The following is a 25,073-nucleotide window of genomic DNA, read 5'->3' on the forward strand; positions in this document are numbered from 1 at the left end:
CAGCTATTTTAAAGGATAGAGGATAATCACGTTGGGTGCGTTTGAACTCAGTCATCATCACGTTCTCCGGATTTAAGTCAGGAACGTGTCAACGCTATTCAGGACGGGTCAACAAATGCAAAAAAGCCTGCTCGCTGAGCAGGCTTTTCGAATTTGGTCGGTGATAGAGGATTCGAACCTCCGACCCCTTCGTCCCGAACGAAGTGCGCTACCAGGCTGCGCCAATCACCGAATGCGGGGCGCATCTTACTGCGCAGATACGCCCTCGTCAATCCCTTAATAGCAAAATGCCTTTTGATCGGCGAGAAAGTCAGCAGGCCGCTTAGTTAGCCGCTGCCTCTTTTGCCTGCGGGATGTGACACCAGTTGTTGTTTTCGTTAATTCCACCATCAGGTGAAGTATAGCCAAGACACCCCATAATGGTGTCGTACAGCTCTACGTGACGGCGTGGCACTTTCATGTCGGCTTCTTTTTTCAGCTGCGCAAATGCCTGCGCATTGACCGGATTTTCCAGATATTTATCCGACATCCAGACCATCATCGGCACACGGAACTGTTCCGGCGGTGCCAGTTCACGCGGCGTGCCGTGCAGGTGCTCGCGTTCGTTAATTGACTCACCGTGGTCAGCTGCGTAGAACACAATCGCTTTCTTATCGCGAACCTGATCAATCACGCTGGAGATAAAGTGATCCACATAGGTCACCGAGTTGTCATAGGAGTTGATCATCTGCGCTTTGGTACAGCCGCTATCAACACCAATACATTCCGGCTTCCACTGCGCAAAGCTGCGCGGGTAACGCTGGGTGTAGTTAAAGTGCGAACCTTTGGTATGCAAAATGATCAGATGCTTGCCATCCGGGTTGCGCCCCAGCGATTGCTGCATTTCGTCTACCAGCAACATATCATCTACCGGCTTGCCACGGTTACGTGGCTCCGCACCAATCTGCTCACGATAAGCAATGTTGTCCGCCATCGTGTTGCTGTAGAACCACATTTCGCTCTGCATAGCGTAGAGGTCAGAACTGAATCCTAACTGCTTCAGCACCGCGAAAATGTTCTGTTCTTTTAATGTGCGCTGCGGATTATCTTCCGCTCCACCCTCTCGTACAAACATGCAACGCAGAGAAAGTTTGGTCGCCGTGTCACAAGAATAGCCACGGAACGCCGCCAGATTTTTCTCCTGGGCCAGCTTCGGCGTGGTATTACGCTCATAGCCGAAAATGCCCATATGGTCCCAACGCGTAGTTTCACCGATGATAAACACGACATAAGTGTCATCAACGTTTTGCGGTGCCTGATAAGTGAATTTCTTCGCCGGATTAAGCAATGAATTGTTATCGGAAGATTCATCGACCCGCGCCCAGGCATACAGCCCCAATGCCGAAAGCCAGTTTGATGGCAGATAAGAGTTCGCTACGACGCCGCCATAGCTTGGCAAATCAACACCGGTCGCCCTCTCCACTTTCTTCTGCTGGATATCCAGCAAACGAATCGGTGCCCAAACCATAATACCAGCTAGCACGACGACCGCCAGGCTGCGAATACGCTGTCCAGGGGTTCGCAGCTGTCGGAGCAAGGTGTAACGACAGCGGTTATTCCAGATAAGGATAAGAGGCAATGCACTTACGGCGATTAACCAGAGAATAAAGTTCAGACCAACAACTTCTTTTGACAGGTCGATATCGGTGGTCATGACGGAAGCGATGATGCCATAACCAATGACCACATTAAGGAAGGTCATGTAATAGCTGGCACCTGCGGAAAAGAGCACCACCAGCGACGCCAGAATACGCCAGCTACGGCGGCCAAACAGCGAAAGAAGACGTAGTAAAAAGAAGGTCACCAGTACGGTGGCGGCCAGTTCAACAACAGCAGAAATGCCTTTCCAGACGGTAAAATCGTGCGCATAGCTGCCGAAGCGGCGGTAAAAAACCGCGCCATTCATAAAAAGGCCAATATAGATTGCAAGCAAAAAGCTCAGCTTCTGCTGTGTAATCGATTTGATGTATCTCATGCAAACAAACCCTGGACAAACAGGTGATAACACCCTGCTTAATGGCTTTTCAGGCCAGGCAGGGGAAAAGTGCGGAGGTAGTCAGATAAGTAAAATCTACACGCGCGAATAAGTAGACCACAGCAAAGGGAAAAAGTGTGGGGAAAGAGTGTGCACGAAGCACAAATTTACAAAAATGCAAGTTTGAAAAGAGACTTTAGCGTTACAAAAAGCAGTAAAAAGGGCCAGTTAACTGGCCCAAATTTTACGCGTCATTGTTTATACATTGCGTTGAAGCGTTTGATTCACACTAAGGCTAAAGCCCAGTAGCTCGCGGCAGATGATTAAAGGGAGCCATGCGCCTCACGCAACATTTTCTGCTCTGGCTGACGAATCGTCGTAGAGAGCGCCAGTGACAGAATCAGCAGGGCGAAAATCACGTAGAAGGTCACATAGAAGCCGCCAAACAGTGAGGCGATAATCGACCCACAAATGCTGCCGATACCGAAACCGAGATAAATCACACCGTAGTTTTTCGCCAGGTTATTGAGGCCGAAGAACTCACTGACCAGTGACGGGAACACCGTGATAGTGCCGCCAAAGTTAAACGCCACGCAGGCAATCGCTGCAAAGAACGTCACTGCATTCAATGGTGCAAACAGCAGGGCCGCCATACCCACCAGCGAAATCACCTGACCAATGGTGATAACACGGATTCGGGCGATTTTGTCAGACAGTATCCCCAGAACCAGACGACCTGAAAGGTTGGCGATGGAAATAACAGTGACTGCATTGGCTGCGGAAACCACATCAAGGTGTGCCAGACTTTGGGCGATATCTTTCGCTACCCCAATCACGTACAGGCCGCTCATGCAGGCAGTCAGGAACATTACCGCTAACATCCAGTACTGCGGTTTACGCATCGACTCTGCCAGCGTGTAATCTTTCTCCACGACACCATTGCTGGTTTTCACTTCCTGTTTTGGTGCGTCTTTCATTAACGTTGCGCCGAAAACAATCATCACCAGCGCAATCGCTCCCCAAATCACAAAAGTTTTTTCCAGACCCACCGTTTCGAGCAGCTGCGTGTCGATAAATTTGAAACCCAGGCTACCCAGACCATAAGAACCGATAGCGAACGCGGAGATCAGACCTTTACGCTCCGGGAACCACTTCACGCAGTTAGAGAGCGTCAGCAGGTAACCCGCGCCATCCGCCAGACCGACCAGCACACCGGCGCTTAACCACAGCATCATCAGGTTGTCAGAATGCGCTGTCAGGAAGAAGCCTAATCCCAGCAAAATGCCGGAAGCCATAGTGACGCGTTTAACGCCAAAACGTTCCTGTAATTTCCCCGCAACAGAAGATGAAATTGCCAGCCCCAGACTTAACAAGCCGAAAGAGAAAGCGACCTGGCTTACCGGCGCATCCAGCTTGGCAGAAAGCGCGCCGTTAAACAGGCTCCAGGTATAAACCGACCCCAGCGCAAACTGGGTAATGATAGTACCGATGAGTGTCAACCAGCGGGTACGCTGATAATTTGAAGGTGTCATGGCAGTATTCCTGCAGTAATAAAAAGGAAAAATCTCTGCTGACAACCATAACGAAGTGCACTTTATGCCTGGGGAAAAACGGCATGAAATGCCATCAGAACGGAATGAAATGCATTAGTTCAGGAATGAATGACTCGACAATTATTCACCAAATTTATTATTTAGTAAGTTAGCACCCACTATCACCACAACTATTGTTACTCAATGGTTTTAATTGTGACTGTTACGTTAAAATCTGGCACTAACCCCCATCGTATACAGATAGTCGCTATTGTTAGTGGTATTTTCTGCCTGAGATAGCGCCGCATAGGCGGCAATATTTTGATTGAGCAACATATCAGCGCCTACGGTGACATCCAGCCAGTTGCCGTTCTGGTTTGTCGCCGTCATCCGGCTCAGGCCTGATTGCGCCTTCCAGATATTCTCGCCAAATTGCTGGTTATAGCTGATTTGCGCCCAGGGTCGGAGATCGCCAAGCCGGGAGTCAACACGCCAGCCTAAGGTACTCACGCTGGCATGCCATAACGGATCGGCCAGCGTGGTAGTACTGTCGCCAAACTCGTTATACATCGAGGTGGTTGTGCCATCGTAATGTAATGCCGCGACCGGGCCGGTTGTAACCTGCTCATATAAAGGAAAATTCCAGCCCATACTCATACTGCTGGTCACATCCACAGGAGTTTCTTCCGCCAGATTGACTTCCAGTCCCAGCGCCCTTTGGCTACTTTGAATACGTTGCGACAAAATATCGTTGTAATCAGGTTGATGATCGCTATCCCAGGTGTAACGCTCTGTGGAATGTCCGGGTTGCGTATCAACGATATATTCTTGTTGCCAGGCGTAAGCTGTGTTGAGAAAAAAGGCACTGATTACCACACTCGCCAGCAGGCTTAGCTGCCAGCGACCACCGCTTTTTTTTATGATCATTAACACGACTCCAGGGAAGAGCCGAATTCGGCAATATTATTGTCATTGTATGAAGGATATCGGGCATAGTAGCCCTGTATTAAATATTGACTTTTTCACCGATGCGTCAAGAAAAGCGGCTGAAATTTTTACGATCGGGTACATAGCGAGGGAAAGTATGGAACGTTGCGGCTGGGTGAGTCAGGACCCGCTTTATATTGCCTACCATGATAATGAGTGGGGCGTGCCTGAAACTGACAGTAAAAAACTGTTCGAAATGATCTGCCTTGAAGGGCAGCAGGCTGGATTATCGTGGATCACCGTCCTCAAAAAACGCGAAAACTATCGCGCCAGCTTTCATCAGTTCGATCCGGTGAAGGTGGCTGCAATGCAGGAAGAGGATGTCGAAAGACTGGTACAGGACGCCGGGATTATCCGCCATCGCGGGAAAATTCAGGCAATTATTGGTAATGCGCGGGCGTACCTGCAAATGGAACAGAACGGCGAACCGTTTGCCGACTTTGTCTGGTCGTTTGTCAATCATCAACCACAGGTGACACAAGCCACAACGTTGAGCGAAATCCCTACATCTACGCCCGCCTCCGACGCTCTATCTAAAGCCCTGAAAAAGCGTGGTTTTAAGTTTGTTGGTACCACAATCTGTTACTCCTTTATGCAGGCATGTGGGCTGGTGAATGATCATGTGGTTGGCTGCTGTTGCTATCCGGGAAATAAACCATGATTCGGGAAGCGCAACGTTCAGAACTCCCCGCGATCCTCGAACTGTGGCTGGAAAGTACAACCTGGGGGCATCCCTTTATAAAAGCGAATTACTGGCGTGATTGCATTCCGCTGGTGCGGGATGCCTATCTTGCCAACGCGCAAAACTGGGTCTGGGAAGAAGACGGTAAGCTTCTCGGTTTTGTCAGCATTATGGAAGGCCGATTCCTCGCAGCAATGTTTGTCGCACCGAAGGCCGTCAGACGCGGTATTGGTAAGGCGCTAATGCAGTATGTGCAGCAGCGCCATCCCCATCTGTTGCTGGAGGTTTATCAAAAAAATCAACCGGCGATAGATTTCTACCATGCGCAGGGTTTTCACATTGTCGACTGCGCATGGCAGGATGAAACCCAACTACCCACCTGGATTATGAGCTGGCCGGTGGTTCAAACGCTGTAAGTGTCAGTTCCGGACCGTTGTATTTTTCCAGCCATGCCAGCGCCGTATTACCCGCACAGCCATTCCCCAGCCGCGAGCTGGGGAGATCTTTGGTCAGAACGTTCACCGCGCCGTTTTTACAAATACCGTCAGCGGTTAAATCCAGATCCGGCCATGCCCCTTCATGAATACAAATCACGCCAGGTTTAATTCCCTCGCTAATGACCGCTCCGGCAAGAATTTGCCCGCGTGCGTTCCACAACCGAACAATATCGCCATCTTGTATGCCGCGCGCCTGGGCATCGTCAGGATGAATGGTGACAGGCTCACGATTTGCCACCGCGTATAATTCGCGCAGAGAGCTGTAATTCAGTTGGCTGTGCAGGCGGTGCGCCGGATGGGCAGAAAGTACCTGCAACTGTTCTGGTTCGGCATTGCCCTGCCACTCATCCGGCTCCAGCCACATCGGATGCCCAGGGCAATCCGGGTAACCATAATCGGCAATACGCTGCGAGAAGATTTCAATCTTACCGCTGGCGGTTTTTAATGGATGCGCCTGCGGATCGCGGCGAAAATCGGCGAAGCGAATAAACCGCTCACTGTCCGGGTTTTCCGGCATCTCAATTAACTGGTTGGCTTCCCAGAACTCAGCAAATGGCGGCAATTCAACCTGCTGGCTTGCCCCGCGCTGCCGGGCAACGTTATAAAACGTTTCCAGCCATTGCAGCTCACTTTTTCCTTCCGTAAACCGCGCATAGCCGCCCTTCTCCCAACGTTCACTCAACTCGGCAAAGACATCAAAATCATTACGCGCTTCATAACGTGGAGGCACCACTTGCTTCATCGGCACCAGATGCTGATTACTGTAATCGCCGGTCATGGTGAGATCAATACGCTCAAACGAAGTGGTCGCAGGCAGAACGATATCCGCGTGTTTCGCCGCAGCCGTCCAGAAGCATTCAGAGATCACCACCAGCTCCGGTTTTTGCCAGGCACGGATCAGGCGATTGGTATCCTGATGATGAGTAAAGTTGGCACCGCCCGCCCACCAGATAAAACGAATATCCGGGAAATGTCGGTCCATACCGTTGTGTTGATATGCGCCACCAGGGTTTTCCAGTGCTTCAACAATGCGGGCAACAGGGATTTTATCTACCGCATCGCAGCCACCCGGCAAGCTGCCCTGCATGGAAGAGAGCACCGCAGCGCGGCGCGTGGGGTTACCACCATTGGCAAAATGGTAAGAAAGACCAAAACCGCCGCCGGGTGTGCCGATTTGCCCCAACATTGCCGCCAGCGTGACGATCATCCAGTGTTTTTGTTCACCAAACTGTTGGCGCTGCATTCCCCAGCCAGCCATCAGCATGGTGGTGTTTTGGTGGAAAATAGCCGCCAGTTCGCGGATTTTCTCTGCGTTAACCCCACAAATCTCTGCCGCCCACTCGGCGGTTTTCGCTATTCCGTCACTCTCGCCCAGCAAATAAGAGGCGAAGACGTCATAACCTGTGGTGCAACGCGTCAGAAACGCTTCGTCGTGCCAACCATTTTCCACCAGCGTATGGGCGATCCCCAGCATCAGCGCAACATCGGTGCCCATGTGCGGTGCCACCCACTCCATTTTATCGCCAAAGAAATCGACGGTTTCCGATCGCATTGGATCAATGCAGATCAGCTTTTTCCCGCTGTCACGCAGTGCGGAAAAGTAAGAAAGCCCCTGCTCATCGGATGCATTCCACGCAATTTTCAGCGTATTGAGTGGATTAGCACTCCACAGCACCACGACATCGCTATGTTCCAGCACCAGCGGCCAACTGGTTTGCTGTTGATAAACTTCGCTGCCACCCACGACATACGGCATGATCGCCTGTGCCGCGCCGGTCGAATAATCCCCCAGATGCCCGGTATAACCGCCTGCCAGCGCCATATAGCGTTGTAATAATGTCGAGGCCTTATGCAGCACGCCGTTTGAACGCCAGCCGTAGGAACCAGCAAAAATCGATGCCGGACCATAAGCCTCACGAATGCGTTTATGTTGATGGTGAATAAGCTCCAGCGCCTCATCCCAACTCACGCGAACAAATTCATCCTGCCCACGAATGCCTTGCGGATTTTCCGGTGACGCAAGAAAGCCTTTGCGCACCATTGGAAATCGCACCCGCGTATTGCTGTGAACCTGGTCGCGAACCGCGCTCTGCAAGGAGTTTTCCATTCCTGTGGCTAACGCGCCACGCGAGCTAAACACGGTTTCGCCGTCGGTTTCAACCAGCATAGGCCCCCAGTGGGCGGCAGTCAGAACGGAATATCGTGAGGATGAGTTGGCCAAACCGAAGACTCCTGAAAGGTTAGATGTATTGAGCAGTTAAATATTACTTACAAATTTCCGAGTATTCCCAGGAATAATCTTCATGTTCACGCGGCATAATCTCCCGCCACAGAACCCGTGGCAAAGAATAAAAAGGTTATTAAGGATTAACAATGAAGAAACGTGTTTATCTTATTGCCGCCGTAGTGAGTGGCGCTCTGGCGGTATCTGGCTGTACAACTAACCCTTACACCGGCGAACGCGAAGCAGGTAAATCTGCTATCGGCGCAGGTCTGGGCTCTCTCGTTGGCGCGGGTATTGGTGCGCTCTCTTCTTCGAAGAAAGATCGCGGTAAAGGCGCGCTGATTGGCGCAGCAGCAGGCGCAGCTCTGGGCGGCGGCGTTGGTTATTACATGGATGTGCAGGAAGCGAAGCTGCGTGACAAAATGCGCGGCACTGGTGTTAGCGTAACCCGCAGCGGGGATAACATTATCCTCAATATGCCGAACAATGTGACCTTCGACAGCAGCAGCGCAACCCTGAAACCGGCGGGCGCTAACACCCTGACCGGCGTGGCAATGGTACTGAAAGAGTATCCGAAAACGGCGGTTAACGTGATTGGTTATACCGACAGCACGGGGGGTCACGACCTGAACATGCGTCTCTCCCAGCAGCGTGCGGATTCCGTTGCCAGCGCGTTGATCACCCAGGGCGTGGACGCCAGCCGCATCCGTACTCAGGGCCTTGGCCCGGCTAACCCAATCGCCAGCAACAGCACCGCAGAAGGTAAGGCGCAAAACCGCCGTGTAGAAATTACCTTAAGCCCACTGTAATCCCTTTCATGTCAGGTGATGCAGAAATCACCTGGCATTCTTCAGTTTTCCTTCATCATATTTCAGGCTAAGGTGATCGCCTTATCAGTGAATGGAGAGAAGCATGAAGCCGTCCGTTATCCTCTACAAAGCCTTACCTGATGATTTACTGCAACGCCTGCAAGAACATTTCACCGTTCACCAGGTGGCAAACCTCAGCCCACAAACCATCGAACAAAATGCAGCAATTCTTGCCGAAGCTGAAGGTTTACTGGGTTCAAACGAGAATGTTGATGCCGCATTGCTGGAAAAAATGCCGAAACTGCGTGCCACATCAACGATCTCCGTAGGCTATGACAATTTTGATGTCGATGCGCTTACCGCCCGAAAAATTCTGCTGATGCACACGCCAACCGTATTAACAGAAACCGTCGCCGATACGCTGATGGCGCTGGTATTGTCTACCGCTCGTCGGGTTGTGGAGGTAGCAGAACGAGTAAAAGCAGGCGAATGGACCGCGAGCATAGGCCCGGACTGGTACGGCACTGACGTTCACCATAAAACACTGGGCATTGTCGGGATGGGACGGATCGGCATGGCGCTGGCACAACGTGCGCACTTTGGCTTCAACATGCCCATCCTCTATAACGCGCGCCGCCACCATAAAGAAGCAGAAGAACGCTTCAACGCCCGCTACTGCGATTTGGATACACTGTTACAAGAGTCAGATTTCGTTTGCCTGATCCTGCCGTTAACTGATGAGACGTATCATCTATTTGGCGCAGAACAATTCGCCAAAATGAAATCCTCCGCCATTTTCATTAATGCCGGACGTGGCCCGGTGGTTGATGAAAATGCACTGATTGCTGCATTGCAGAAAGGGGAAATTCACGCTGCCGGGCTGGATGTCTTCGAACAAGAGCCACTGTCAGTAGATTCGCCGTTGCTCTCAATGGCCAACGTCGTCGCAGTACCGCATATTGGATCTGCCACTCATGAGACGCGTTATGGCATGGCCGCCTGTGCCGTGGATAACTTGATTGATGCGTTACAAGGAAAGGTTGAGAAGAACTGTGTGAATCCGCACGTCGCGGACTAAGCCGCGACTGCGTGGAGTAAAGCCCGATAATCGCTCGGGCTTTTACTCTTTATTGGGTTGCAGTAACTGCTGTAGTCCAGGCCTGATTAAACGCCTGATGTTGTGCCGGTAATGGCGCAATCAGTTTGTTATATTCACTTGCCTGCTGCGAAGTCGGGAACTGGATGCCATTTGCGACAAAGCTCACCTGAGTACCTTGCTGAGCAATGTAGTCTCCAACCATCACCAGTTGTTGCGTGAAAGTTTGTGCCGCCGGAATCAACGGTTGCAACGCATCAGCTGGCGTCGTTACCACTTTGGTGAATGCCTGATCGAAGACCGGTTTCAGGTCATCGCTCTGTTTTAGCGCAGAGTGCGCAGCATCGGCCTGCAACTTCGCATTTTGCAGCTGTTGCGCCAGTACGCCCAGAGAACCGTTCATTTCACGCAGTGGGCCGCTTTGCGTAACGTAATCCTGCGGTACGCGAATTGCGTTAACGCTGTCTACAACCGGGCGCAGACCGGAATCCATCGCCTGATTCACCTGCTGAGAATAACCATACAGAATCGCGTAATCAGAGACAAAAGGACCAAACTGTTTTTTCTGATCGGCAGTCAGGGTTGGTAGACGTTCACCGCTACGCATCACTGTATTCTGCAGGAAGTCGATAAACGCTTTACGCTGATCGCCTTCTTTATCAAAACACCCACTCAGGCTAACTACCATTAATAACGCCGCAAGAGGCGCAAACCAGCGAGAGCAGGACTTTCCTGTCGCCATTTTCTTACTCCTTTCACCCAAAAAAAGCGCACAACGACACACGCGTGTCTGACGTGACAAGGATAGTCCAGGACAGGCTTGCAGGATACCCTTTCTACGTAATCTTCCTGGTAAAATCATGGAGAAAATGAAACAAGGTCAATTTGTTGTTTCATTGTTAAAAAATGATAGTGCCGTTGCTTTTTTTGTAGCCTGAGATTTACGCCTTCGCAGAACGTTAGATTTTCGAAATCTTTACAAACCGGGAGTGGTAAGAGATATATCGGCATTTATCAGATCGTTAGGTGGCTATAAGTCACGCTAAATGACTGGCTGAATCGAATCATAGCCAGAGCATGCCCTGACTACACCCCGCTATGTCTGTTTTTCCCGACTATTCTTAATGAGCTTCGATGCAATTCACGATCCCGCAGTGTGATTTGAGGAGTTTTCAATGGAATATAAAGATCCAATGCATGAGCTGTTGAGCAGCCTGGAACAGATTGTTTTTAAAGATGAAACGCAGAAAATTACCCTGACGCACAGAACAACGTCCTGTACCGAAATTGAGCAGTTACGAAAAGGGACAGGGTTAAAAATCGATGATTTCGCCCGGGTTTTGGGCGTATCAGTCGCCATGGTAAAGGAATGGGAATCCAGACGCGTGAAGCCTTCAAGTGCCGAACTAAAATTGATGCGTTTGATTCAAGCCAACCCGGCATTAAGTAAGCAGTTGATGGAATAGACTTTTATCCACTTTATTGCTGTTTACGGTCCTGATGACAGGACCGTTTTCCAACCGATTAATCATAAATATGAAAAATAATTGTTGCATCACCCGCCAATGCGTGGCTTAATGCACATCAACGGTTTGACGTACAGACCATTAAAGCAGTGTAGTAAGGCAAGTCCCTTCAAGAGTTATCGTTGATACCCCTCGTAGTGCACATTCCTTTAACGCTTCAAAATCTGTAAAGCACGCCATATCGCCGAAAGGCACACTTAATTATTAAAGGTAATACACTATGTCCGGTAAAATGACTGGTATCGTAAAATGGTTCAACGCTGACAAAGGCTTCGGCTTCATCACTCCTGACGATGGCTCTAAAGACGTGTTCGTACACTTCTCTGCTATCCAGAACGATGGTTACAAATCTCTGGACGAAGGTCAGAAAGTGTCCTTCACCATCGAAAGCGGCGCTAAAGGCCCGGCAGCTGGTAACGTAACCAGCCTGTAATCTCTGCTTAAAAGCACAGAATCTAAGATCCCTGCCATTTGGCGGGGATTTTTTTATTTGTTTTTCAGGAAATAAATAATCGATCGCGTAATAGAATCTAGTGTTATTTTTGTGAAGAATAAATTTGGGTGCAATGAGAATGCGCAACGCCGTAAGAAAGGCGGGAATAACTTCCCGCCAAAGTCTCTTACTCTTTCAAATTGCAGGCTAAAAATGCCGCCAGCTCATAACTTCCCTGTTTAATATGCAATTCACACAGTGAATCTCTTACCATCCAGGTAAAAAATAAAAGCGTGAAACAAATCACTATTAAAGAAAGCAATCTATATTTCTGCGGCATTCCCAGCCTCCTGTGTTGATTTCCAACGAGTAAGAGGCTAACCTTATGGTGTTCAGGCATAGGGTAGCCTCACTTTGATTTATAGTCAGGTGGGGCTTTTCTCTGTCTGCCTTTCGGTGAATACCTGAGACAAACAGTCTCAAGCACCCACAGCTATTCTAGCTTAATAAGTTCGTTTCTTCTCCTTGATATAATCCTAAAAAAATCTCATAAAATTAATATATGAGACAATCTTTATTCAGCAGAAGATTATTAAAGGTTGCTCTATTATTTAGCGATAAAAAAGCCTGCCAGATGGCAGGCTTTTTAATAACGGCGTTATTACTGTAACAGCGAAATATCCGCAACGCGCAGGAATAATTCGCGCAGTTTCTCCAGCATGGTAAGACGGTTGATTCGCAATTCTTTGTCATCAACCATGACCATCACTTTATCGAAGAAGGCATCAACCGGTTCACGCAATTCAGCCAGTTCGACCAGCGCGTCCTGGTAACGACCTTCAGCGAAGTACGGCTCCAGCTTGTCGCGCAGCACCACAACTTGCATCGCCAGTTTAATTTCTTCCGGCTCTTTCAGAGTAGAAGCATTCACGCGATCGCTCAGCACTTCGTCAGACTTCGCCAGAATGTTAGATACACGCTTGTTTGCCGCCGCCAGTGACGCTGCCGCATCCAGAGTACGGAAGTGCGATACCGCCTTCATACGGGCATCGAAATCTGCCGGACGAGTCGGACGACGCGCCAGTACCGCCTGGATGGTATCAACGGTGTAACCTTCGTCCTGATACCAGGCGCGGAAGCGACCGAGCATAAAGTCGATAACATCATCAACTACGTTGGTATTAGTCAGCTTATCGCCATACAGACGCACCGCTTCTTCGGTCAGCGTTTGCAGATCAAGGTTGAGGTTCTTCTCAACGATAATACGCAGCACGCCAAGTGCGGCACGACGCAACGCAAACGGGTCTTTGTCGCCTTTCGGATGCTGGCCGATACCGAAGATACCCGCCAGAGTATCCATCTTGTCAGCAATCGCCAGCGCACAGGCTACCGGGTTAGACGGCAGGTCATCACCGGCAAAGCGCGGCTGATACTGCTCGTTCAGCGCCACGGCAACATCTTCCGCTTCGCCATCGTGACGCGCGTAGTGCATCCCCATAACGCCCTGGGTGTCGGTGAACTCGAAGACCATGTTGGTCATCAGGTCGCACTTGGACAGCAGGCCCGCACGGGTAGCGTGGTTAACGTCAGCGCCAATCTGTTCAGCAATCCAGCCAGCCAGCGCCTGGATGCGGTCAGTCTTGTCACGCAGCGTACCCAGCTGTTGCTGGAACAGCACGGTTTGCAGGCGCGGCAGGTTATCTTCCAGACGTTTTTTACGGTCGGTGTTGAAGAAGAACTCGGCATCCGCCAGACGTGGACGAACGACTTTCTCGTTACCAGAGATAATTTGCTGCGGATCTTTCGATTCGATGTTGGCAACGAAGATAAAGTTCGGCAGCAGTTTGCCGTCGTTCGCATACACCGGGAAGTATTTCTGGTCACCTTTCATGGTGTAAACCAGCGCTTCAGACGGCACCGCGAGGAATTTCTCTTCGAATTTTGCGGTCAGCACAACCGGCCATTCCACCAGCGAAGCGACTTCTTCCAACAGGCTTTCGCTTAAGTCAGCGTTACCGCCAATCTTACGCGCCGCTTCTTCGGCATCGGCTTTAATCTTCGCCTTACGTTCTTCGTAATCGGCGATGACTTTCCCGCGCTCACGCAGAATTTCCGGATACTGATCAGCATTGTCGATAGTGAATTCCGGCTCGCCCATAAAGCGGTGGCCGCGAATCACGCGATCGGACTGAATGCCCAGAATGGTAGCCGGAATAACTTTGTCGCCCAGCAGCAGGGTCACGGTGTGCACCGGACGCACGAAGTGCACGTCGCTTGCACCCCAACGCATCAGTTTCGGGATCGGCAGTTTCGCCAGCGAAGTCGCAACCATATTCGGCAGCAGTGCTTCAGTGCTTTCGCCCTTCACGTGGGCGCGATACAGCAGCCATTCGCCTTTATCGGTAGTCAGACGCTCAGCCTGGTCAACGGTAATACCGCAACCACGCGCCCAGCCTTCTGCCGCTTTGCTCGGTTTGCCTTCAGCGTCGAACGCCTGGGCAATCGCCGGGCCGCGTTTTTCGATTTCACGATCCGGTTGCGCTTCCGCCAGGTTAGCTACTTTAAGCGCCAGACGACGCGGAGCAGCAAACCATTGAACGGTGCCGTGTGCGAGGCCAGCGTTATCCAGCTCCGCAGTAAAGTTCGCAGCAAAGGACTCAGCCAGGCTGCGCAGTGCTTTTGGTGGCAGCTCTTCAGTGCCGATTTCCACCAGAAAAGTTTTCTCAGACATAGCCGCCTCTTACTTATCTTTGTTGCACATCGGGAAGCCGAGGGCTTCACGGGAAGCGTAGTATGCTTCTGCCACTGCTTTGGTCAGGGTGCGAATGCGCAGAATATAGCGCTGACGCTCGGTGACGGAGATGGCTTTACGCGCATCCAGCAGGTTGAAGCTGTGGGCGGCTTTCAGAATACGCTCGTAGGCTGGCAGCGGCAGCGGATTTTCCAGCGCCAGCAGCTGCTGCGCTTCTTTCTCGTACTGCTCAAAGCAGGTGAACAGGAAGTCCACATCCGCGTATTCGAAGTTGTAAGTGGACTGCTCCACTTCGTTCTGATGGAACACGTCGCCATAGGTGGTTTTACCCAGCGGGCCGTCGCTCCAGACCAGGTCGTAAACGCTGTCTACGCCCTGAATGTACATTGCCAGACGTTCCAGACCGTAGGTGATCTCGCCGGTAACCGGTTTACACTCCAGACCACCAACCTGCTGGAAGTAAGTGAACTGCGTCACTTCCATGCCGTTCAGCCACACTTCCCAGCCCAGCCCCCAGGCACCCAGCGTCGGGTTTTCCCAGTTATCTTCCACGAAACGGATGTCGTGGATGGTCGGGTCCATGCCCAGCTCTTTCAGAGAACCAAGGTACAGCTCCTGAATATTGTCCGGCGATGGCTTAATGACCACCTGGAACTGATAGTAGTGCTGTAAACGGTTGGGGTTTTCGCCGTAGCGACCATCGGTCGGGCGACGAGAAGGCTGAACATAAGCAGCCGCCATCGGTTCTGGCCCCAGCGCGCGCAGACAGGTCATTGGGTGAGAGGTTCCCGCGCCGACTTCCATGTCCAATGGTTGAACAATGGTGCAGCCCTGGCGAGCCCAGTAATCCTGTAAGGTCAGGATCAAGCCCTGGAAGGTCCTGGTATCAAACTTTTGCATATTATTTCGTGCTGGATACGTGTGGATTTAAAGGAAGGGATCAGTATACCCGCTGGATGGAAGATATACAGTACGAAACGGGAAAAAGCAGGGCTTAACGCATGGAAAGATGCAAAAAATGGCCATCTGCGTCAAAAGAACAGACAAACTGCTCTTTACGGAAGGTATAACCGCGCATTTCGTAGCTTCCCTGGAACTGTTCAAATGCGGTGACGTCGATTTTTTGCTCGCCGGTGTTATAACGTTTCGCCGCCTGATCCTTGCATAACGCTTCCATATTCAACGAACGCAGAGGATCAACCTTTACCCGTTGTGCTTTCTGCACGGGTGGCGGTGTAGAACAACCCACTAGCGCCATAAGCACCATAAGCGCCATTGCCGGAAAGAAAGAGTTCATCATCATTAAATTACCGTCTGGTTTGCAGGTGAGTCTTATTATTTATATCGGTATAGTGGCTGATATCTTACGAATTTCCTTAAGCCTCTATAAGCTGTAGTGATAAAACTCAGATTATTCCAGTGCGCCAACCGAATGATTTATCGGTCAGACTTTTTTTAACCAGATACAGAGACACAGATGCAGCCCAAAATTTACTGGATTGATAACCTGCGAGGGATAGCGTGTTTAATGGTGGTGATGATTCACACCACTACCTGGTATGTGACCAATGCTCATAGTGTTAGCCCCGTCACCTGGGATATCGCCAATGTTCTGAATTCTGCCTCTCGTGTCAGCGTGCCGCTATTTTTCATGATTTCCGGCTATCTCTTTTTTGGCGAACGCAGCGCCCAGCCGCGCCATTTCTTGCGTATCGGCTTATGTCTGCTTTTTTATAGCGCAATCGCACTGCTCTACATTGCGCTGTTTACCTCCATCAATGTGGAGTTAGCGCTGAAAAACCTGCTGCAAAAGCCAGTGTTTTACCATTTATGGTTTTTCTTCGCGATTGCAGTGATTTATCTGGTTTCACCGCTGATTCAGGTGAAGAACGTCGGCGGAAAAATGTTGCTGGTGCTAATGGTGGTGATTGGTATCATCGCTAACCCAAATACTGTGCCGCAGAAAATCGACGGTTTTGAATGGCTGCCAATTAACTTATATATCAATGGCGATACTTTTTACTACATCCTTTATGGCATGTTGGGCCGCGCTATAGGGATGATGGACACACAGCATAAAGCACTGTCGTGGGTGAGCGCCGCACTGTTTGCGACGGGGGTTTTTATTATCTCTCGCGGGACATTATATGAATTACAGTGGCGCGGAAATTTTGCCGATACCTGGTATCTTTACTGTGGGCCGATGGTTTTTATCTGCGCAATCGCGTTATTGACTCTGGTTAAAAACACGCTGTATACGCGTACCATTTGCGGACTTGGCTTAATCTCCCGCCATTCGTTAGGTATATACGGGTTCCATGCATTGATTATCCATGCACTGCGCACCCGGGGGATTGAGCTTAAAAACTGGCCAATACTCGATATTATTTGGATCTTTTGCGCGACGTTGGCAGCGAGTTTGTTACTTTCTATGCTGGTACAACGAATCGACAGAAACAGATTAGTGAGTTAGTAAAAGCCCGGTTACATTGGACTAACCGGGCTTATGTGAATTATTCGCTGTATTCTTCCTGGGTAACCTGTGTTTCTTTTGGTGGGTTTATTCCGGCATCACGAATATTCTTCTGCACCGCTACTGCACCAAACAAGCTTAAGAAGAAAGCCAGCCCATAAAAGCCTTTTTCGCTGAGTAATAACGTTGCATTCCATAGACCTACCAGCAACAACGCAACAGAGATAATAAAGACCGTCAGGCAAGTCATATAATAAATGGGGGTGGTAGGTATGCCTTCATACTTGTCCCGAACGGTCTTTTGATAAGACGCCGCGGAAAACAAACCTAATACCAGTACGGCAAAATAATACCCTTTTTCATTTAACTGCATCTCTGCATTCCATAGTCCTAACAGATAGGTAACAATACCGCCAATAAGGGCTACCCATGAAACAATACTAAATGCCGGAGAATAGGTTGATATTTTGTTGTCCATCACAGTATTCCTTTCATTCCTGAATGTGTAAGAACTTTATGTTGCTCATGCCGAGCGAAACAAACGCATTTGACCAAACAAGCAGACAAAAAAGGCGATGGGGTAGATCACCATTTCATAAGCATTGATAGGTGCGTTTAAAACACCGATAAACAAGAGACCGATAGTGATTAACGCTACCAACTGACAGACGTGGATAAAAAAATCATCCAGTTGCCCAAGTTTTTCTGCGCGAAGATATGCATAGTTGCCAAAAGTTGCCGTCATTAACACGCCAAGAAAATAACCTTTTCCACTTAACAATGGGCATGAGATCCATAGCCCAACCAGATAAACCAGCGCCCCGACAACAAATAATAGTTTTGCCACAGTCTTTGAGGTTTTCATAACGATCTCCATATCTACCAGCGATACATTACGAGTAACCAACGAAAGACAAAACTGAAAAATGCCATTAACAAATGATTTTCAGAATAAATTCATACTAAATATTAATTAATTACTGAGATATATAGATGTGAATTATCCCCCACCCGGTCAGGCAGGGGATAACGTTTACGCCATTAATGGCAGAAGTTGCTGATAGAGGCGACGGAACGTTTCTCGTCGTGGCTGATAAGCGGCATAACGCTGCGCATCTGGTAGATGCGACTGTTCTAATGGTAGTTGCGGCAACAACTCAATGAGCGATTTCTCTGGATTCGCCGCAATCTGCGCCAGCCTTGCTGCGCCCAGTGCTGGCCCCACATCGCCACCCGTGCGGTAATCCAGTTGCTGACCGCTGATGTCCGCCAGCATTTGACGCCAGTACTCACTACGCGCCCCGCCACCAATCAACGTAACACTTTGCGGTTTAATGCCGCAGGCATGCACGACATCCATGCCATCTGCCAGCGCATAACCCACGCCTTCCAGCACTGCTCGCGCCAGTTCATTGGGGCCATGTTGATGAGTCAAACCAAAGAAAACCCCTTTCGCCTGGGGATTATTGTGTGGTGTACGCTCGCCGGAAAGATAAGGCAGAAACCAAACTGGCTCGGCACTTTCATCAGCCTGTCGAGCTGCAGTGATTAAAGCAGGGACATTGCTCAGGCCGGTTAATTTCGCGGCCCAATCCAGACACGAAGCCGCACTCAGCATTACAGACATTAAATGCCAACGTTGCGGTAACGCATGGCAAAAGCTATGTACGGCGCTTTCTGGCTTGCTTAAGACCCCTTCGCTGACAGCAAAATAGACCCCCGACGTCCCCAGCGATAACATTGCCTGATTAGCATCAACCATTCCCACACCAACCGCACCAGCTGCATTGTCGCCACCGCCTGCGATAACTGGCACCGCCGCCATACCCCACGCTTTCGCAACTTCAGGTAACAAAGCACCAGTAATTTCGCTGCCTTCGTATAATGCGGGCATCTGGTCACGAGATAAGTGGCAAGCCTGCAGCATGAGATCGCTCCAGTCACGCTTTGCGACATCCAGCCACATAGTGCCAGCTGCGTCAGACATATCGCTGGCAAACTCCCCCGTCATACGCAGACGCAAGTAATCTTTCGGTAATAATACTTTATCGATTTGACGGAATATCTCCGGCTCATGCCGCTGAACCCATAGCAATTTAGGCGCAGTAAATCCGGGCATCATCAGGTTGCCGGTAATCACCCGCGATTGCGGAACTCGCGCTTCCAGCAAAGTGCACTCTTGCGCACAGCGCCCGTCGTTCCACAAAATGGCAGGGCGTAATACCCGTTGCTGGGCATCCAGTAAGGTTGCACCGTGCATCTGGCCGGCAATACCCAATGCTTTAACGTCCTGCAGAGAATGCTGATCGCCCAGAGCTTTCATTGCGCGGTCAGTTGCCTGCCACCACTGTTCCGGGTCTTGTTCCGACCAGAGTGGATGCGGGCGCGAAACGGTCAGCTTTTCCGTTTGCGAAGCAACCACCTCACCCTGCTCGTTGAGCAAAATAACTTTTACGCCCGAGGTGCCAAGATCTATCCCGATATACATATCGATCGTTCCTTAAAAAAATGCCCGGTATCGCTACCGATAACCGGGCCAACGGACTGCACAGTTAGCCGTTATTTGTCGAACAGATAATGATTTACCAGATTTTCCAGTTGCTCCTGGCGACCACTCTGATGCACCGGAGACAAATTGTGTTCCTGAGCATATTTGGCTAAATCTGCCAGTGACATTTGGCCTTTCAGGATTTGCTGGCCTAATTCGCTATTCCAGCCGGAATAACGCTGCGCGATGCGTTTATCCAGCTCGCCATCTTCAATCATGCGTGCTGCAATTTTCAGCGCCAACGCCATCGTATCCATCGCGCCGATATGACCGTAAAACAGATCATATTTATCAGTACTTTGACGACGTACTTTGGCATCGAAGTTCAGACCGCCAGTGGTGAAACCGCCTGCTTTGAGAATTTCATACATCACCAGCGCATTCTCTTCCACACTGTTCGGGAACTGGTCGGTGTCCCAGCCCAGTTGTGCATCGCCACGGTTGGCGTCGACAGAACCGAACAGGCCAAGCGCAATGGCGGTGGCTATTTCATGATGGAAAGAGTGACCTGCCAGCGTCGCGTGGTTAGCTTCAATATTCAGTTTAATCTCTTTTTCCAGACCAAACTGTTTCAGGAAGCCATAGACCGTCGCAGCATCGTAATCATATTGATGTTTGGTCGGTTCTTGCGGTTTCGGTTCGATAAGCAACGTGCCCTGGAAACCGATTTTATGTTTATGCTCAACCACCATTTGCATAAAGCGGCCCAGTTGTTCACGCTCCTGACGCAAGTCGGTATTTAACAGCGTTTCGTAACCTTCACGACCGCCCCACAGGACATAGTTTTCACCGCCCAATTTATGGGTTGCTTCCATCGCTGTAACAACTTGCGTTGCCGCCCAACTGAAGACTTCAGGATCTGGGTTCGTCGCCGCACCCGCGCCATAGCGAGGGTTTGTAAAGCAGTTAGCAGTTCCCCACAGCAGCTTCACGCCGCTCTCTTCTTGCTTGCCTGCCAGGACATCAACCATTTGCGCAAAATTATTGATGTACTCTTTTAACGACGCGCCCTCAGGGGAAACATCTACATCGTGGAAGCAATAAAATGGCACATGTAACTTGTGGAAAAACTCAAATGCGACATCTGCTTTACGCTTCGCCAACGCCAGTGCCTCACCAGGCTGCTGCCACGGACGATTAAACGCCCCCACACCAAACATGTCCGCCCCGTTCCAGCAGAAGGTGTGCCAGTAGCAGGCGGCAAAACGCAAGTGCTCTTCCATACGCTTGCCCAACACCAGTTCGTCGGGATTATAGTGATGGAATGCTAACGGGTTAGAGGATTTTGAGCCTTCATAACGAACGCGATCGAGCTGGTCAAAATAGGCTTGCATATTGAACTCCATAATCAGGTAATGCCGCGGGTGATGGATGATGTCGTAATATTGGGCACTCCCTTTCAGTTGCTCAATTATGTTATTTCACACTGCTATTGAGATAATTCACAAGTGTGCGCTCGCTCGCAAAATAAAATGGAATGATGAAACTGGGTAATTCCTCGAAGAGAAAAATGCAATAAGTACAATTGCGCAACAAAAGTAAGATCTCTGTCATAAATCAAGAAATAAACCAAAAATCGTAATCGAAAGATAAAAATCTGTAATTGTTTTCCCCTGTTTAGTTGCTAAAAATTGGTTACGTTTATCGCGGTGATTGTTACTTATTAAAGCTGTCCTCTAACTACAGAAGGCCCTACACCATGAAAATAAAGAACATTCTACTCACCCTTTGCACCTCACTTCTGCTTACCAACGTTGCGGCACACGCCAAAGAAGTCAAAATAGGTATGGCGATTGATGATCTCCGTCTTGAACGCTGGCAAAAAGATCGAGATATTTTTGTGAAAAAAGCAGAATCTCTCGGCGCGAAAGTATTTGTACAGTCTGCAAATGGCAATGAAGAAACACAAATGTCGCAGATTGAAAACATGATTAACCGGGGTGTCGATGTTCTTGTCATTATTCCTTATAACGGTCAGGTATTAAGTAACGTTGTAAAAGAAGCCAAACAAGAAGGTATTAAAGTATTAGCTTACGACCGTATGATTAACGATGCGGATATCGATTTTTATATTTCTTTCGATAACGAAAAAGTCGGTGAACTGCAGGCAAAAGCCCTGGTCGATATTGTTCCGCAAGGTAATTACTTCCTGATGGGCGGCTCGCCGGTAGATAACAACGCTAAGCTGTTCCGCGCCGGACAAATGAAAGTGTTAAAACCTTACGTTGATTCTGGAAAAATTAAAGTCGTTGGTGACCAATGGGTTGATGGCTGGTTACCGGAAAACGCATTGAAAATTATGGAAAACGCGCTAACCGCCAATAATAACAAAATTGATGCTGTAGTTGCCTCAAACGATGCCACCGCAGGTGGGGCAATTCAGGCATTAAGCGCGCAAGGTTTATCAGGGAAAGTAGCAATTTCCGGCCAGGATGCGGATCTCGCAGGTATTAAACGTATTGCTGCCGGTACGCAAACTATGACGGTGTATAAACCTATTACGTTGTTGGCAAATACTGCCGCAGAAATTGCCGTTGAGTTGGGCAATGGTCAGGAACCAAAAGCAGATACCACACTGAATAATGGCCTGAAAGATGTTCCCTCCCGCCTGCTGACACCGATCGATGTGAATAAAAACAACATCAAAGACACGGTAGTTAAAGACGGATTCCACAAAGAGAGCGAGCTGTAAGCGTTACGCCCCGGCGCAGAGCGGGGGCGTGATTTCTCTCCATGCCGCGTGAATGAATTGGCTTAGGTGGAGTCGTTATGCCTTATCTACTTGAAATGAAGAACATTACCAAAACCTTCGGCAGTGTGAAGGCGATTGATAACGTCAGCTTGCGGTTGAATGCTGGCGAAATCGTCTCACTCTGTGGGGAAAATGGGTCTGGTAAATCAACGCTGATGAAAGTGCTGTGTGGTATTTATCCCCATGGCTCCTACGAAGGCGAAATTATTTTTGCGGGAGAAGAGATTCAGGCGAGTCACATCCGCGATACCGAACGCAAAGGTATCGCCATCATTCACCAGGAATTGGCCCTGGTGAAAGAATTGACCGTGCTGGAAAATATCTTCCTGGGTAACGAAATAACCCACAATGGCATTATGGATTATGACCTGATGACGCTACGCTGTCAGAAGCTGCTCGCACAGGTCAGTTTATCCATTTCACCCGATACCCGCGTTGGCGATTTAGGGCTTGGGCAACAACAACTGGTTGAAATTGCCAAGGCACTTAATAAACAGGTGCGTTTGTTAATTCTCGATGAACCGACAGCCTCATTAACTGAGCAGGAAACGTCGGTTTTACTGGATATTATTCGCGATCTGCAACAGCACGGTATCGCCTGTATTTATATTTCGCATAAACTCAACGAAGTCAAAGCGATTTCCGATACGATTTGCGTTATTCGCGACGGTCAGCACATTGGTACGCGTGATGCTGCCGGAATGAGTGAAGACGATATTATCACCATGATGGTCGGGCGAGAGTTAACCGCGCTTTACCCAAATGAACCACATACCACCGGAGATGAAATATTACGTATTGAACATCTGACGGCATGGCATCCGGTTAATCGTCATATTAAACGAGTTAATGATGTCTCGTTTTCCCTGAAACGTGGCGAAATACTGGGTATTGCCGGACTCGTTGGTGCCGGACGTACCGAGACCATTCAGTGCCTGTTTGGTGTGTGGCCCGGACAATGGGAAGGAAAAATTTATATTGACGGCAAACAGGTAGATATTCGTAACTGTCAGCAAGCCATCGCCCAGGGGATTGCGATGGTCCCCGAAGACAGAAAGCGCGACGGCATCGTTCCGGTAATGGCGGTTGGTAAAAATATTACCCTCGCCGCACTCAATAAATTTACCGGCGGTATTAGCCAGCTTGATGACGCGGCAGAGCAAAAATGTATTCTGGAATCAATCCAGCAACTCAAAGTTAAAACGTCGTCCCCCGACCTTGCTATTGGATGTTTGAGCGGCGGCAATCAACAAAAAGCGATCCTCGCTCGCTGTCTGTTACTCAACCCGCGCATTCTCATTCTTGATGAACCTACCAGGGGTATCGATATTGGCGCGAAATACGAGATCTACAAATTAATTAACCAACTCGTCCAGCAGGGTATTGCCGTTATTGTCATCTCTTCCGAATTACCTGAAGTGCTCGGCCTTAGCGATCGTGTACTGGTGATGCATGAAGGGAAACTAAAAGCCAACCTGATAAATCATAACCTGACTCAGGAGCAGGTGATGGAAGCCGCATTGAGGAGCGAACATCATGTCGAAAAGCAATCCGTCTGAAGTGAAATTGGCCGTACCGACATCCGGTGGCTTTTCCGGGCTGAAGTCACTGAATTTGCAGGTCTTCGTGATGATTGCAGCTATCATCGCAATCATGCTGTTCTTTACCTGGACCACCGATGGTGCCTACTTAAGCGCCCGTAACGTCTCCAACCTGTTACGCCAGACCGCGATTACCGGCATCCTCGCAGTAGGAATGGTGTTCGTCATAATTTCTGCTGAAATCGACCTTTCCGTCGGCTCAATGATGGGGCTATTAGGTGGCGTCGCGGCGATTTGTGACGTCTGGCTAGGCTGGCCTTTGCCACTGACCATCATTGTGACTTTGGTTCTGGGACTGCTTCTCGGTGCCTGGAACGGATGGTGGGTAGCGTACCGCAAAGTCCCTTCATTTATTGTCACCCTCGCGGGCATGTTGGCATTTCGCGGCATACTCATTGGCATCACCAACGGCACGACTGTATCCCCCACCAGCGCCGCGATGTCACAAATTGGGCAAAGCTATCTACCCGCCAGCACCGGCTTCATCATTGGCGCGCTTGGCTTAATGGCTTTTGTTGGCTGGCAATGGCGCGGAAGAATGCGCCGTCAGGCTTTGGGTTTGCAGTCTCCGGCCTCTACCGCAGTTGTCGGTCGCCAGTCATTAACGGCGATTATCGTCTTAGGCGCAATCTGGCTGTTGAACGATTACCGTGGCGTTCCCACTCCCGTTCTGCTGCTGACGTTGCTGTTACTCGGCGGAATGTTTATGGCAACGCGGACGGCATTTGGACGACGCATTTATGCCATCGGCGGCAATCTGGAAGCAGCACGTCTCTCCGGGATTAACGTTGAACGCACCAAACTTGCCGTATTCGCTATTAACGGATTAATGGTCGCTATCGCCGGATTAATCCTCAGTTCTCGACTTGGCGCTGGTTCACCTTCTGCGGGAAATATCGCCGAACTGGACGCAATTGCCGCATGCGTGATTGGCGGCACCAGTCTGGCTGGCGGTGTGGGAAGCGTTGCCGGAGCGGTAATGGGGGCATTCATCATGGCTTCACTGGATAACGGCATGAGTATGATGGATGTACCGACCTTCTGGCAGTATATCGTTAAAGGTGCGATTCTGTTGCTGGCAGTATGGATGGACTCCGCAACCAAACGCCGTTCTTGATTTTGATAAAAATTTTCTCAAAGCCGGTAA

The 25,073-nt window shown here is 49.8% G+C and carries 23 protein-coding genes and 1 tRNA gene; 10 read left to right on the top strand and 14 right to left on the bottom strand.

Annotation, left to right across the window (positions count from 1 at the left end):
* Positions 1-154: 154 nt before the first annotated feature.
* The 4 genes from ACJHWT_RS17800 to ACJHWT_RS17815 form a co-directional block, all read right to left on the bottom strand.
* Positions 155-231, bottom strand: a tRNA-Pro gene (locus ACJHWT_RS17800).
* Between the two features lie 91 nt (positions 232-322).
* Positions 323-2,014, bottom strand: a complete 1,692-nt coding sequence (eptB, locus tag ACJHWT_RS17805; RefSeq protein ID WP_001269195.1) for a kdo(2)-lipid A phosphoethanolamine 7''-transferase — start codon at positions 2,012-2,014, stop codon at positions 323-325.
* Positions 2,015-2,337: 323 nt separating this feature from the next.
* The gene (locus tag ACJHWT_RS17810; protein ID WP_000189022.1) at positions 2,338-3,546 is read right to left on the bottom strand and encodes an MFS transporter; all 1,209 of its coding nucleotides are present in this window, start codon (positions 3,544-3,546) and stop codon (positions 2,338-2,340) included.
* Between the two features lie 228 nt (positions 3,547-3,774).
* Positions 3,775-4,473, bottom strand: coding sequence for an autotransporter outer membrane beta-barrel domain-containing protein (locus tag ACJHWT_RS17815; RefSeq protein WP_000584467.1), 699 nt, complete (start codon positions 4,471-4,473; stop codon positions 3,775-3,777).
* 157 nt (positions 4,474-4,630) lie between these two features.
* On the opposite strand from ACJHWT_RS17815, the gene tag reads away from it, so the two are divergent.
* Entirely contained in the window at positions 4,631-5,194 is a 564-nt protein-coding gene (tag, locus tag ACJHWT_RS17820; protein ID WP_000438962.1) for a DNA-3-methyladenine glycosylase I, read from the top strand.
* Complete coding sequence (locus tag ACJHWT_RS17825) at positions 5,191-5,631, top strand: N-acetyltransferase (RefSeq protein ID WP_000617469.1); 441 nt, start codon at positions 5,191-5,193, stop codon at positions 5,629-5,631. Before tag ends, ACJHWT_RS17825 begins: the two co-directional genes overlap by 4 nt.
* On the opposite strand, the gene bisC is transcribed toward ACJHWT_RS17825, so the two are convergent.
* Positions 5,600-7,933: a biotin sulfoxide reductase gene (gene bisC / locus ACJHWT_RS17830; RefSeq protein ID WP_000013981.1), complete on the bottom strand. Its 2,334-nt coding sequence runs from the start codon at positions 7,931-7,933 to the stop codon at positions 5,600-5,602. The two genes, ACJHWT_RS17825 and bisC, sit on opposite strands and share 32 nt — an antisense overlap.
* 152 nt (positions 7,934-8,085) lie before the next feature.
* Here bisC and ACJHWT_RS17835 point away from each other — a divergent pair, with 152 nt between their 5' ends.
* Positions 8,086-8,745, top strand: a complete 660-nt coding sequence (locus ACJHWT_RS17835) for an OmpA family lipoprotein (protein WP_000747625.1) — start codon at positions 8,086-8,088, stop codon at positions 8,743-8,745.
* A gap of 103 nt (positions 8,746-8,848) precedes the next feature.
* A complete protein-coding gene (gene ghrB, locus ACJHWT_RS17840; RefSeq protein ID WP_000805008.1) occupies positions 8,849-9,823 on the top strand; it encodes a glyoxylate/hydroxypyruvate reductase GhrB in 975 nt (324 codons plus the stop codon).
* 49 nt (positions 9,824-9,872) lie between these two features.
* Here ghrB and ACJHWT_RS17845 read toward each other — a convergent pair whose 3' ends face one another.
* On the bottom strand, positions 9,873-10,583 hold the full coding sequence (locus ACJHWT_RS17845; RefSeq protein WP_000190516.1) for a DUF3053 domain-containing protein: 711 nt from the start codon (positions 10,581-10,583) through the stop codon (positions 9,873-9,875).
* Between the two features lie 433 nt (positions 10,584-11,016).
* Between ACJHWT_RS17845 and ACJHWT_RS17850 the strand changes: the two genes are divergently transcribed.
* Positions 11,017-11,307, top strand: coding sequence for an HTH-type transcriptional regulator (locus ACJHWT_RS17850; protein WP_000455798.1), 291 nt, complete (start codon positions 11,017-11,019; stop codon positions 11,305-11,307).
* A gap of 280 nt (positions 11,308-11,587) precedes the next feature.
* A complete protein-coding gene (cspA, locus tag ACJHWT_RS17855) occupies positions 11,588-11,800 on the top strand; it encodes an RNA chaperone/antiterminator CspA (protein WP_000014594.1) in 213 nt (70 codons plus the stop codon).
* Between the two features lie 187 nt (positions 11,801-11,987).
* Here the strand turns inward: cspA and hokA are convergent, their stop codons facing one another.
* From hokA to ACJHWT_RS17875, 4 genes are all read right to left on the bottom strand, one after another.
* Entirely contained in the window at positions 11,988-12,140 is a 153-nt protein-coding gene (hokA, locus tag ACJHWT_RS17860; protein WP_001135743.1) for a type I toxin-antitoxin system toxin HokA, read from the bottom strand.
* 321 nt (positions 12,141-12,461) lie between these two features.
* Positions 12,462-14,531 (bottom strand): glycine--tRNA ligase subunit beta, encoded by a 2,070-nt coding sequence (glyS, locus tag ACJHWT_RS17865; RefSeq protein ID WP_001291790.1) that lies wholly within the window; start codon positions 14,529-14,531, stop codon positions 12,462-12,464.
* Between the two features lie 9 nt (positions 14,532-14,540).
* Positions 14,541-15,452, bottom strand: a complete 912-nt coding sequence (gene glyQ / locus ACJHWT_RS17870) for a glycine--tRNA ligase subunit alpha (RefSeq protein ID WP_001168544.1) — start codon at positions 15,450-15,452, stop codon at positions 14,541-14,543.
* A 94-nt stretch (positions 15,453-15,546) separates the two neighbouring features.
* Positions 15,547-15,855 carry a YsaB family lipoprotein gene (locus tag ACJHWT_RS17875; protein ID WP_000980157.1) on the bottom strand — a complete coding sequence of 103 codons (309 nt, stop codon included), beginning with the start codon at positions 15,853-15,855 and terminating at the stop codon, positions 15,547-15,549.
* A 174-nt stretch (positions 15,856-16,029) separates the two neighbouring features.
* Here ACJHWT_RS17875 and wecH point away from each other — a divergent pair, with 174 nt between their 5' ends.
* Entirely contained in the window at positions 16,030-17,025 is a 996-nt protein-coding gene (gene wecH, locus ACJHWT_RS17880) for an O-acetyltransferase WecH (RefSeq protein ID WP_001182665.1), read from the top strand.
* 40 nt (positions 17,026-17,065) lie between these two features.
* Here the strand turns inward: wecH and yiaA are convergent, their stop codons facing one another.
* From yiaA to xylA, 4 genes are all read right to left on the bottom strand, one after another.
* Positions 17,066-17,503, bottom strand: coding sequence for an inner membrane protein YiaA (yiaA, locus tag ACJHWT_RS17885; RefSeq protein ID WP_001296516.1), 438 nt, complete (start codon positions 17,501-17,503; stop codon positions 17,066-17,068).
* A gap of 45 nt (positions 17,504-17,548) precedes the next feature.
* Positions 17,549-17,890 carry an inner membrane protein YiaB gene (yiaB, locus tag ACJHWT_RS17890; protein ID WP_001296517.1) on the bottom strand — a complete coding sequence of 114 codons (342 nt, stop codon included), beginning with the start codon at positions 17,888-17,890 and terminating at the stop codon, positions 17,549-17,551.
* A gap of 168 nt (positions 17,891-18,058) precedes the next feature.
* On the bottom strand, positions 18,059-19,513 hold the full coding sequence (gene xylB / locus ACJHWT_RS17895) for a xylulokinase (protein WP_000275372.1): 1,455 nt from the start codon (positions 19,511-19,513) through the stop codon (positions 18,059-18,061).
* A gap of 71 nt (positions 19,514-19,584) precedes the next feature.
* Positions 19,585-20,907: a xylose isomerase gene (gene xylA / locus ACJHWT_RS17900; protein ID WP_001149573.1), complete on the bottom strand. Its 1,323-nt coding sequence runs from the start codon at positions 20,905-20,907 to the stop codon at positions 19,585-19,587.
* Between the two features lie 365 nt (positions 20,908-21,272).
* Here xylA and xylF point away from each other — a divergent pair, with 365 nt between their 5' ends.
* From xylF to xylH, 3 genes are all read left to right on the top strand, one after another.
* Entirely contained in the window at positions 21,273-22,265 is a 993-nt protein-coding gene (xylF, locus tag ACJHWT_RS17905; protein ID WP_001296518.1) for a D-xylose ABC transporter substrate-binding protein, read from the top strand.
* A gap of 77 nt (positions 22,266-22,342) precedes the next feature.
* Positions 22,343-23,884: a D-xylose ABC transporter ATP-binding protein gene (gene xylG, locus ACJHWT_RS17910; protein ID WP_001146506.1), complete on the top strand. Its 1,542-nt coding sequence runs from the start codon at positions 22,343-22,345 to the stop codon at positions 23,882-23,884.
* Positions 23,862-25,043: a xylose ABC transporter permease XylH gene (gene xylH, locus ACJHWT_RS17915; RefSeq protein ID WP_000045986.1), complete on the top strand. Its 1,182-nt coding sequence runs from the start codon at positions 23,862-23,864 to the stop codon at positions 25,041-25,043. Before xylG ends, xylH begins: the two co-directional genes overlap by 23 nt.
* Positions 25,044-25,073 lie beyond the last annotated feature (30 nt).

It is taken from the genome of Escherichia sp. WS338 (assembly GCF_046486405.1).
Lineage (GTDB): Bacteria > Pseudomonadota > Gammaproteobacteria > Enterobacterales > Enterobacteriaceae > Escherichia > Escherichia coli.

What these genes read in the sequence shown, in the direction of transcription:
- xylG (WP_001146506.1), top strand. Translation starts at nt 22,343, where the DNA reads ATGCCTTATCTACTTGAAATGAAGAACATTACCAAAACCTTCGGCAGT.
- xylB (WP_000275372.1), bottom strand. Translation starts at nt 19,513, where the DNA reads ATGTATATCGGGATAGATCTTGGCACCTCGGGCGTAAAAGTTATTTTG.
- ACJHWT_RS17815 (WP_000584467.1), bottom strand. Translation starts at nt 4,473, where the DNA reads ATGATCATAAAAAAAAGCGGTGGTCGCTGGCAGCTAAGCCTGCTGGCG.
- ACJHWT_RS17875 (WP_000980157.1), bottom strand. Translation starts at nt 15,855, where the DNA reads ATGATGATGAACTCTTTCTTTCCGGCAATGGCGCTTATGGTGCTTATG.
- ACJHWT_RS17825 (WP_000617469.1), top strand. Translation starts at nt 5,191, where the DNA reads ATGATTCGGGAAGCGCAACGTTCAGAACTCCCCGCGATCCTCGAACTG.
- yiaB (WP_001296517.1), bottom strand. Translation starts at nt 17,890, where the DNA reads ATGAAAACCTCAAAGACTGTGGCAAAACTATTATTTGTTGTCGGGGCG.
- ACJHWT_RS17850 (WP_000455798.1), top strand. Translation starts at nt 11,017, where the DNA reads ATGGAATATAAAGATCCAATGCATGAGCTGTTGAGCAGCCTGGAACAG.
- eptB (WP_001269195.1), bottom strand. Translation starts at nt 2,014, where the DNA reads ATGAGATACATCAAATCGATTACACAGCAGAAGCTGAGCTTTTTGCTT.
- cspA (WP_000014594.1), top strand. Translation starts at nt 11,588, where the DNA reads ATGTCCGGTAAAATGACTGGTATCGTAAAATGGTTCAACGCTGACAAA.
- ghrB (WP_000805008.1), top strand. Translation starts at nt 8,849, where the DNA reads ATGAAGCCGTCCGTTATCCTCTACAAAGCCTTACCTGATGATTTACTG.
- yiaA (WP_001296516.1), bottom strand. Translation starts at nt 17,503, where the DNA reads ATGGACAACAAAATATCAACCTATTCTCCGGCATTTAGTATTGTTTCA.
- tag (WP_000438962.1), top strand. Translation starts at nt 4,631, where the DNA reads ATGGAACGTTGCGGCTGGGTGAGTCAGGACCCGCTTTATATTGCCTAC.
- glyS (WP_001291790.1), bottom strand. Translation starts at nt 14,531, where the DNA reads ATGTCTGAGAAAACTTTTCTGGTGGAAATCGGCACTGAAGAGCTGCCA.
- ACJHWT_RS17845 (WP_000190516.1), bottom strand. Translation starts at nt 10,583, where the DNA reads ATGGCGACAGGAAAGTCCTGCTCTCGCTGGTTTGCGCCTCTTGCGGCG.
- wecH (WP_001182665.1), top strand. Translation starts at nt 16,030, where the DNA reads ATGCAGCCCAAAATTTACTGGATTGATAACCTGCGAGGGATAGCGTGT.
- xylH (WP_000045986.1), top strand. Translation starts at nt 23,862, where the DNA reads ATGTCGAAAAGCAATCCGTCTGAAGTGAAATTGGCCGTACCGACATCC.
- xylA (WP_001149573.1), bottom strand. Translation starts at nt 20,907, where the DNA reads ATGCAAGCCTATTTTGACCAGCTCGATCGCGTTCGTTATGAAGGCTCA.
- glyQ (WP_001168544.1), bottom strand. Translation starts at nt 15,452, where the DNA reads ATGCAAAAGTTTGATACCAGGACCTTCCAGGGCTTGATCCTGACCTTA.
- xylF (WP_001296518.1), top strand. Translation starts at nt 21,273, where the DNA reads ATGAAAATAAAGAACATTCTACTCACCCTTTGCACCTCACTTCTGCTT.
- ACJHWT_RS17835 (WP_000747625.1), top strand. Translation starts at nt 8,086, where the DNA reads ATGAAGAAACGTGTTTATCTTATTGCCGCCGTAGTGAGTGGCGCTCTG.
- ACJHWT_RS17810 (WP_000189022.1), bottom strand. Translation starts at nt 3,546, where the DNA reads ATGACACCTTCAAATTATCAGCGTACCCGCTGGTTGACACTCATCGGT.
- hokA (WP_001135743.1), bottom strand. Translation starts at nt 12,140, where the DNA reads ATGCCGCAGAAATATAGATTGCTTTCTTTAATAGTGATTTGTTTCACG.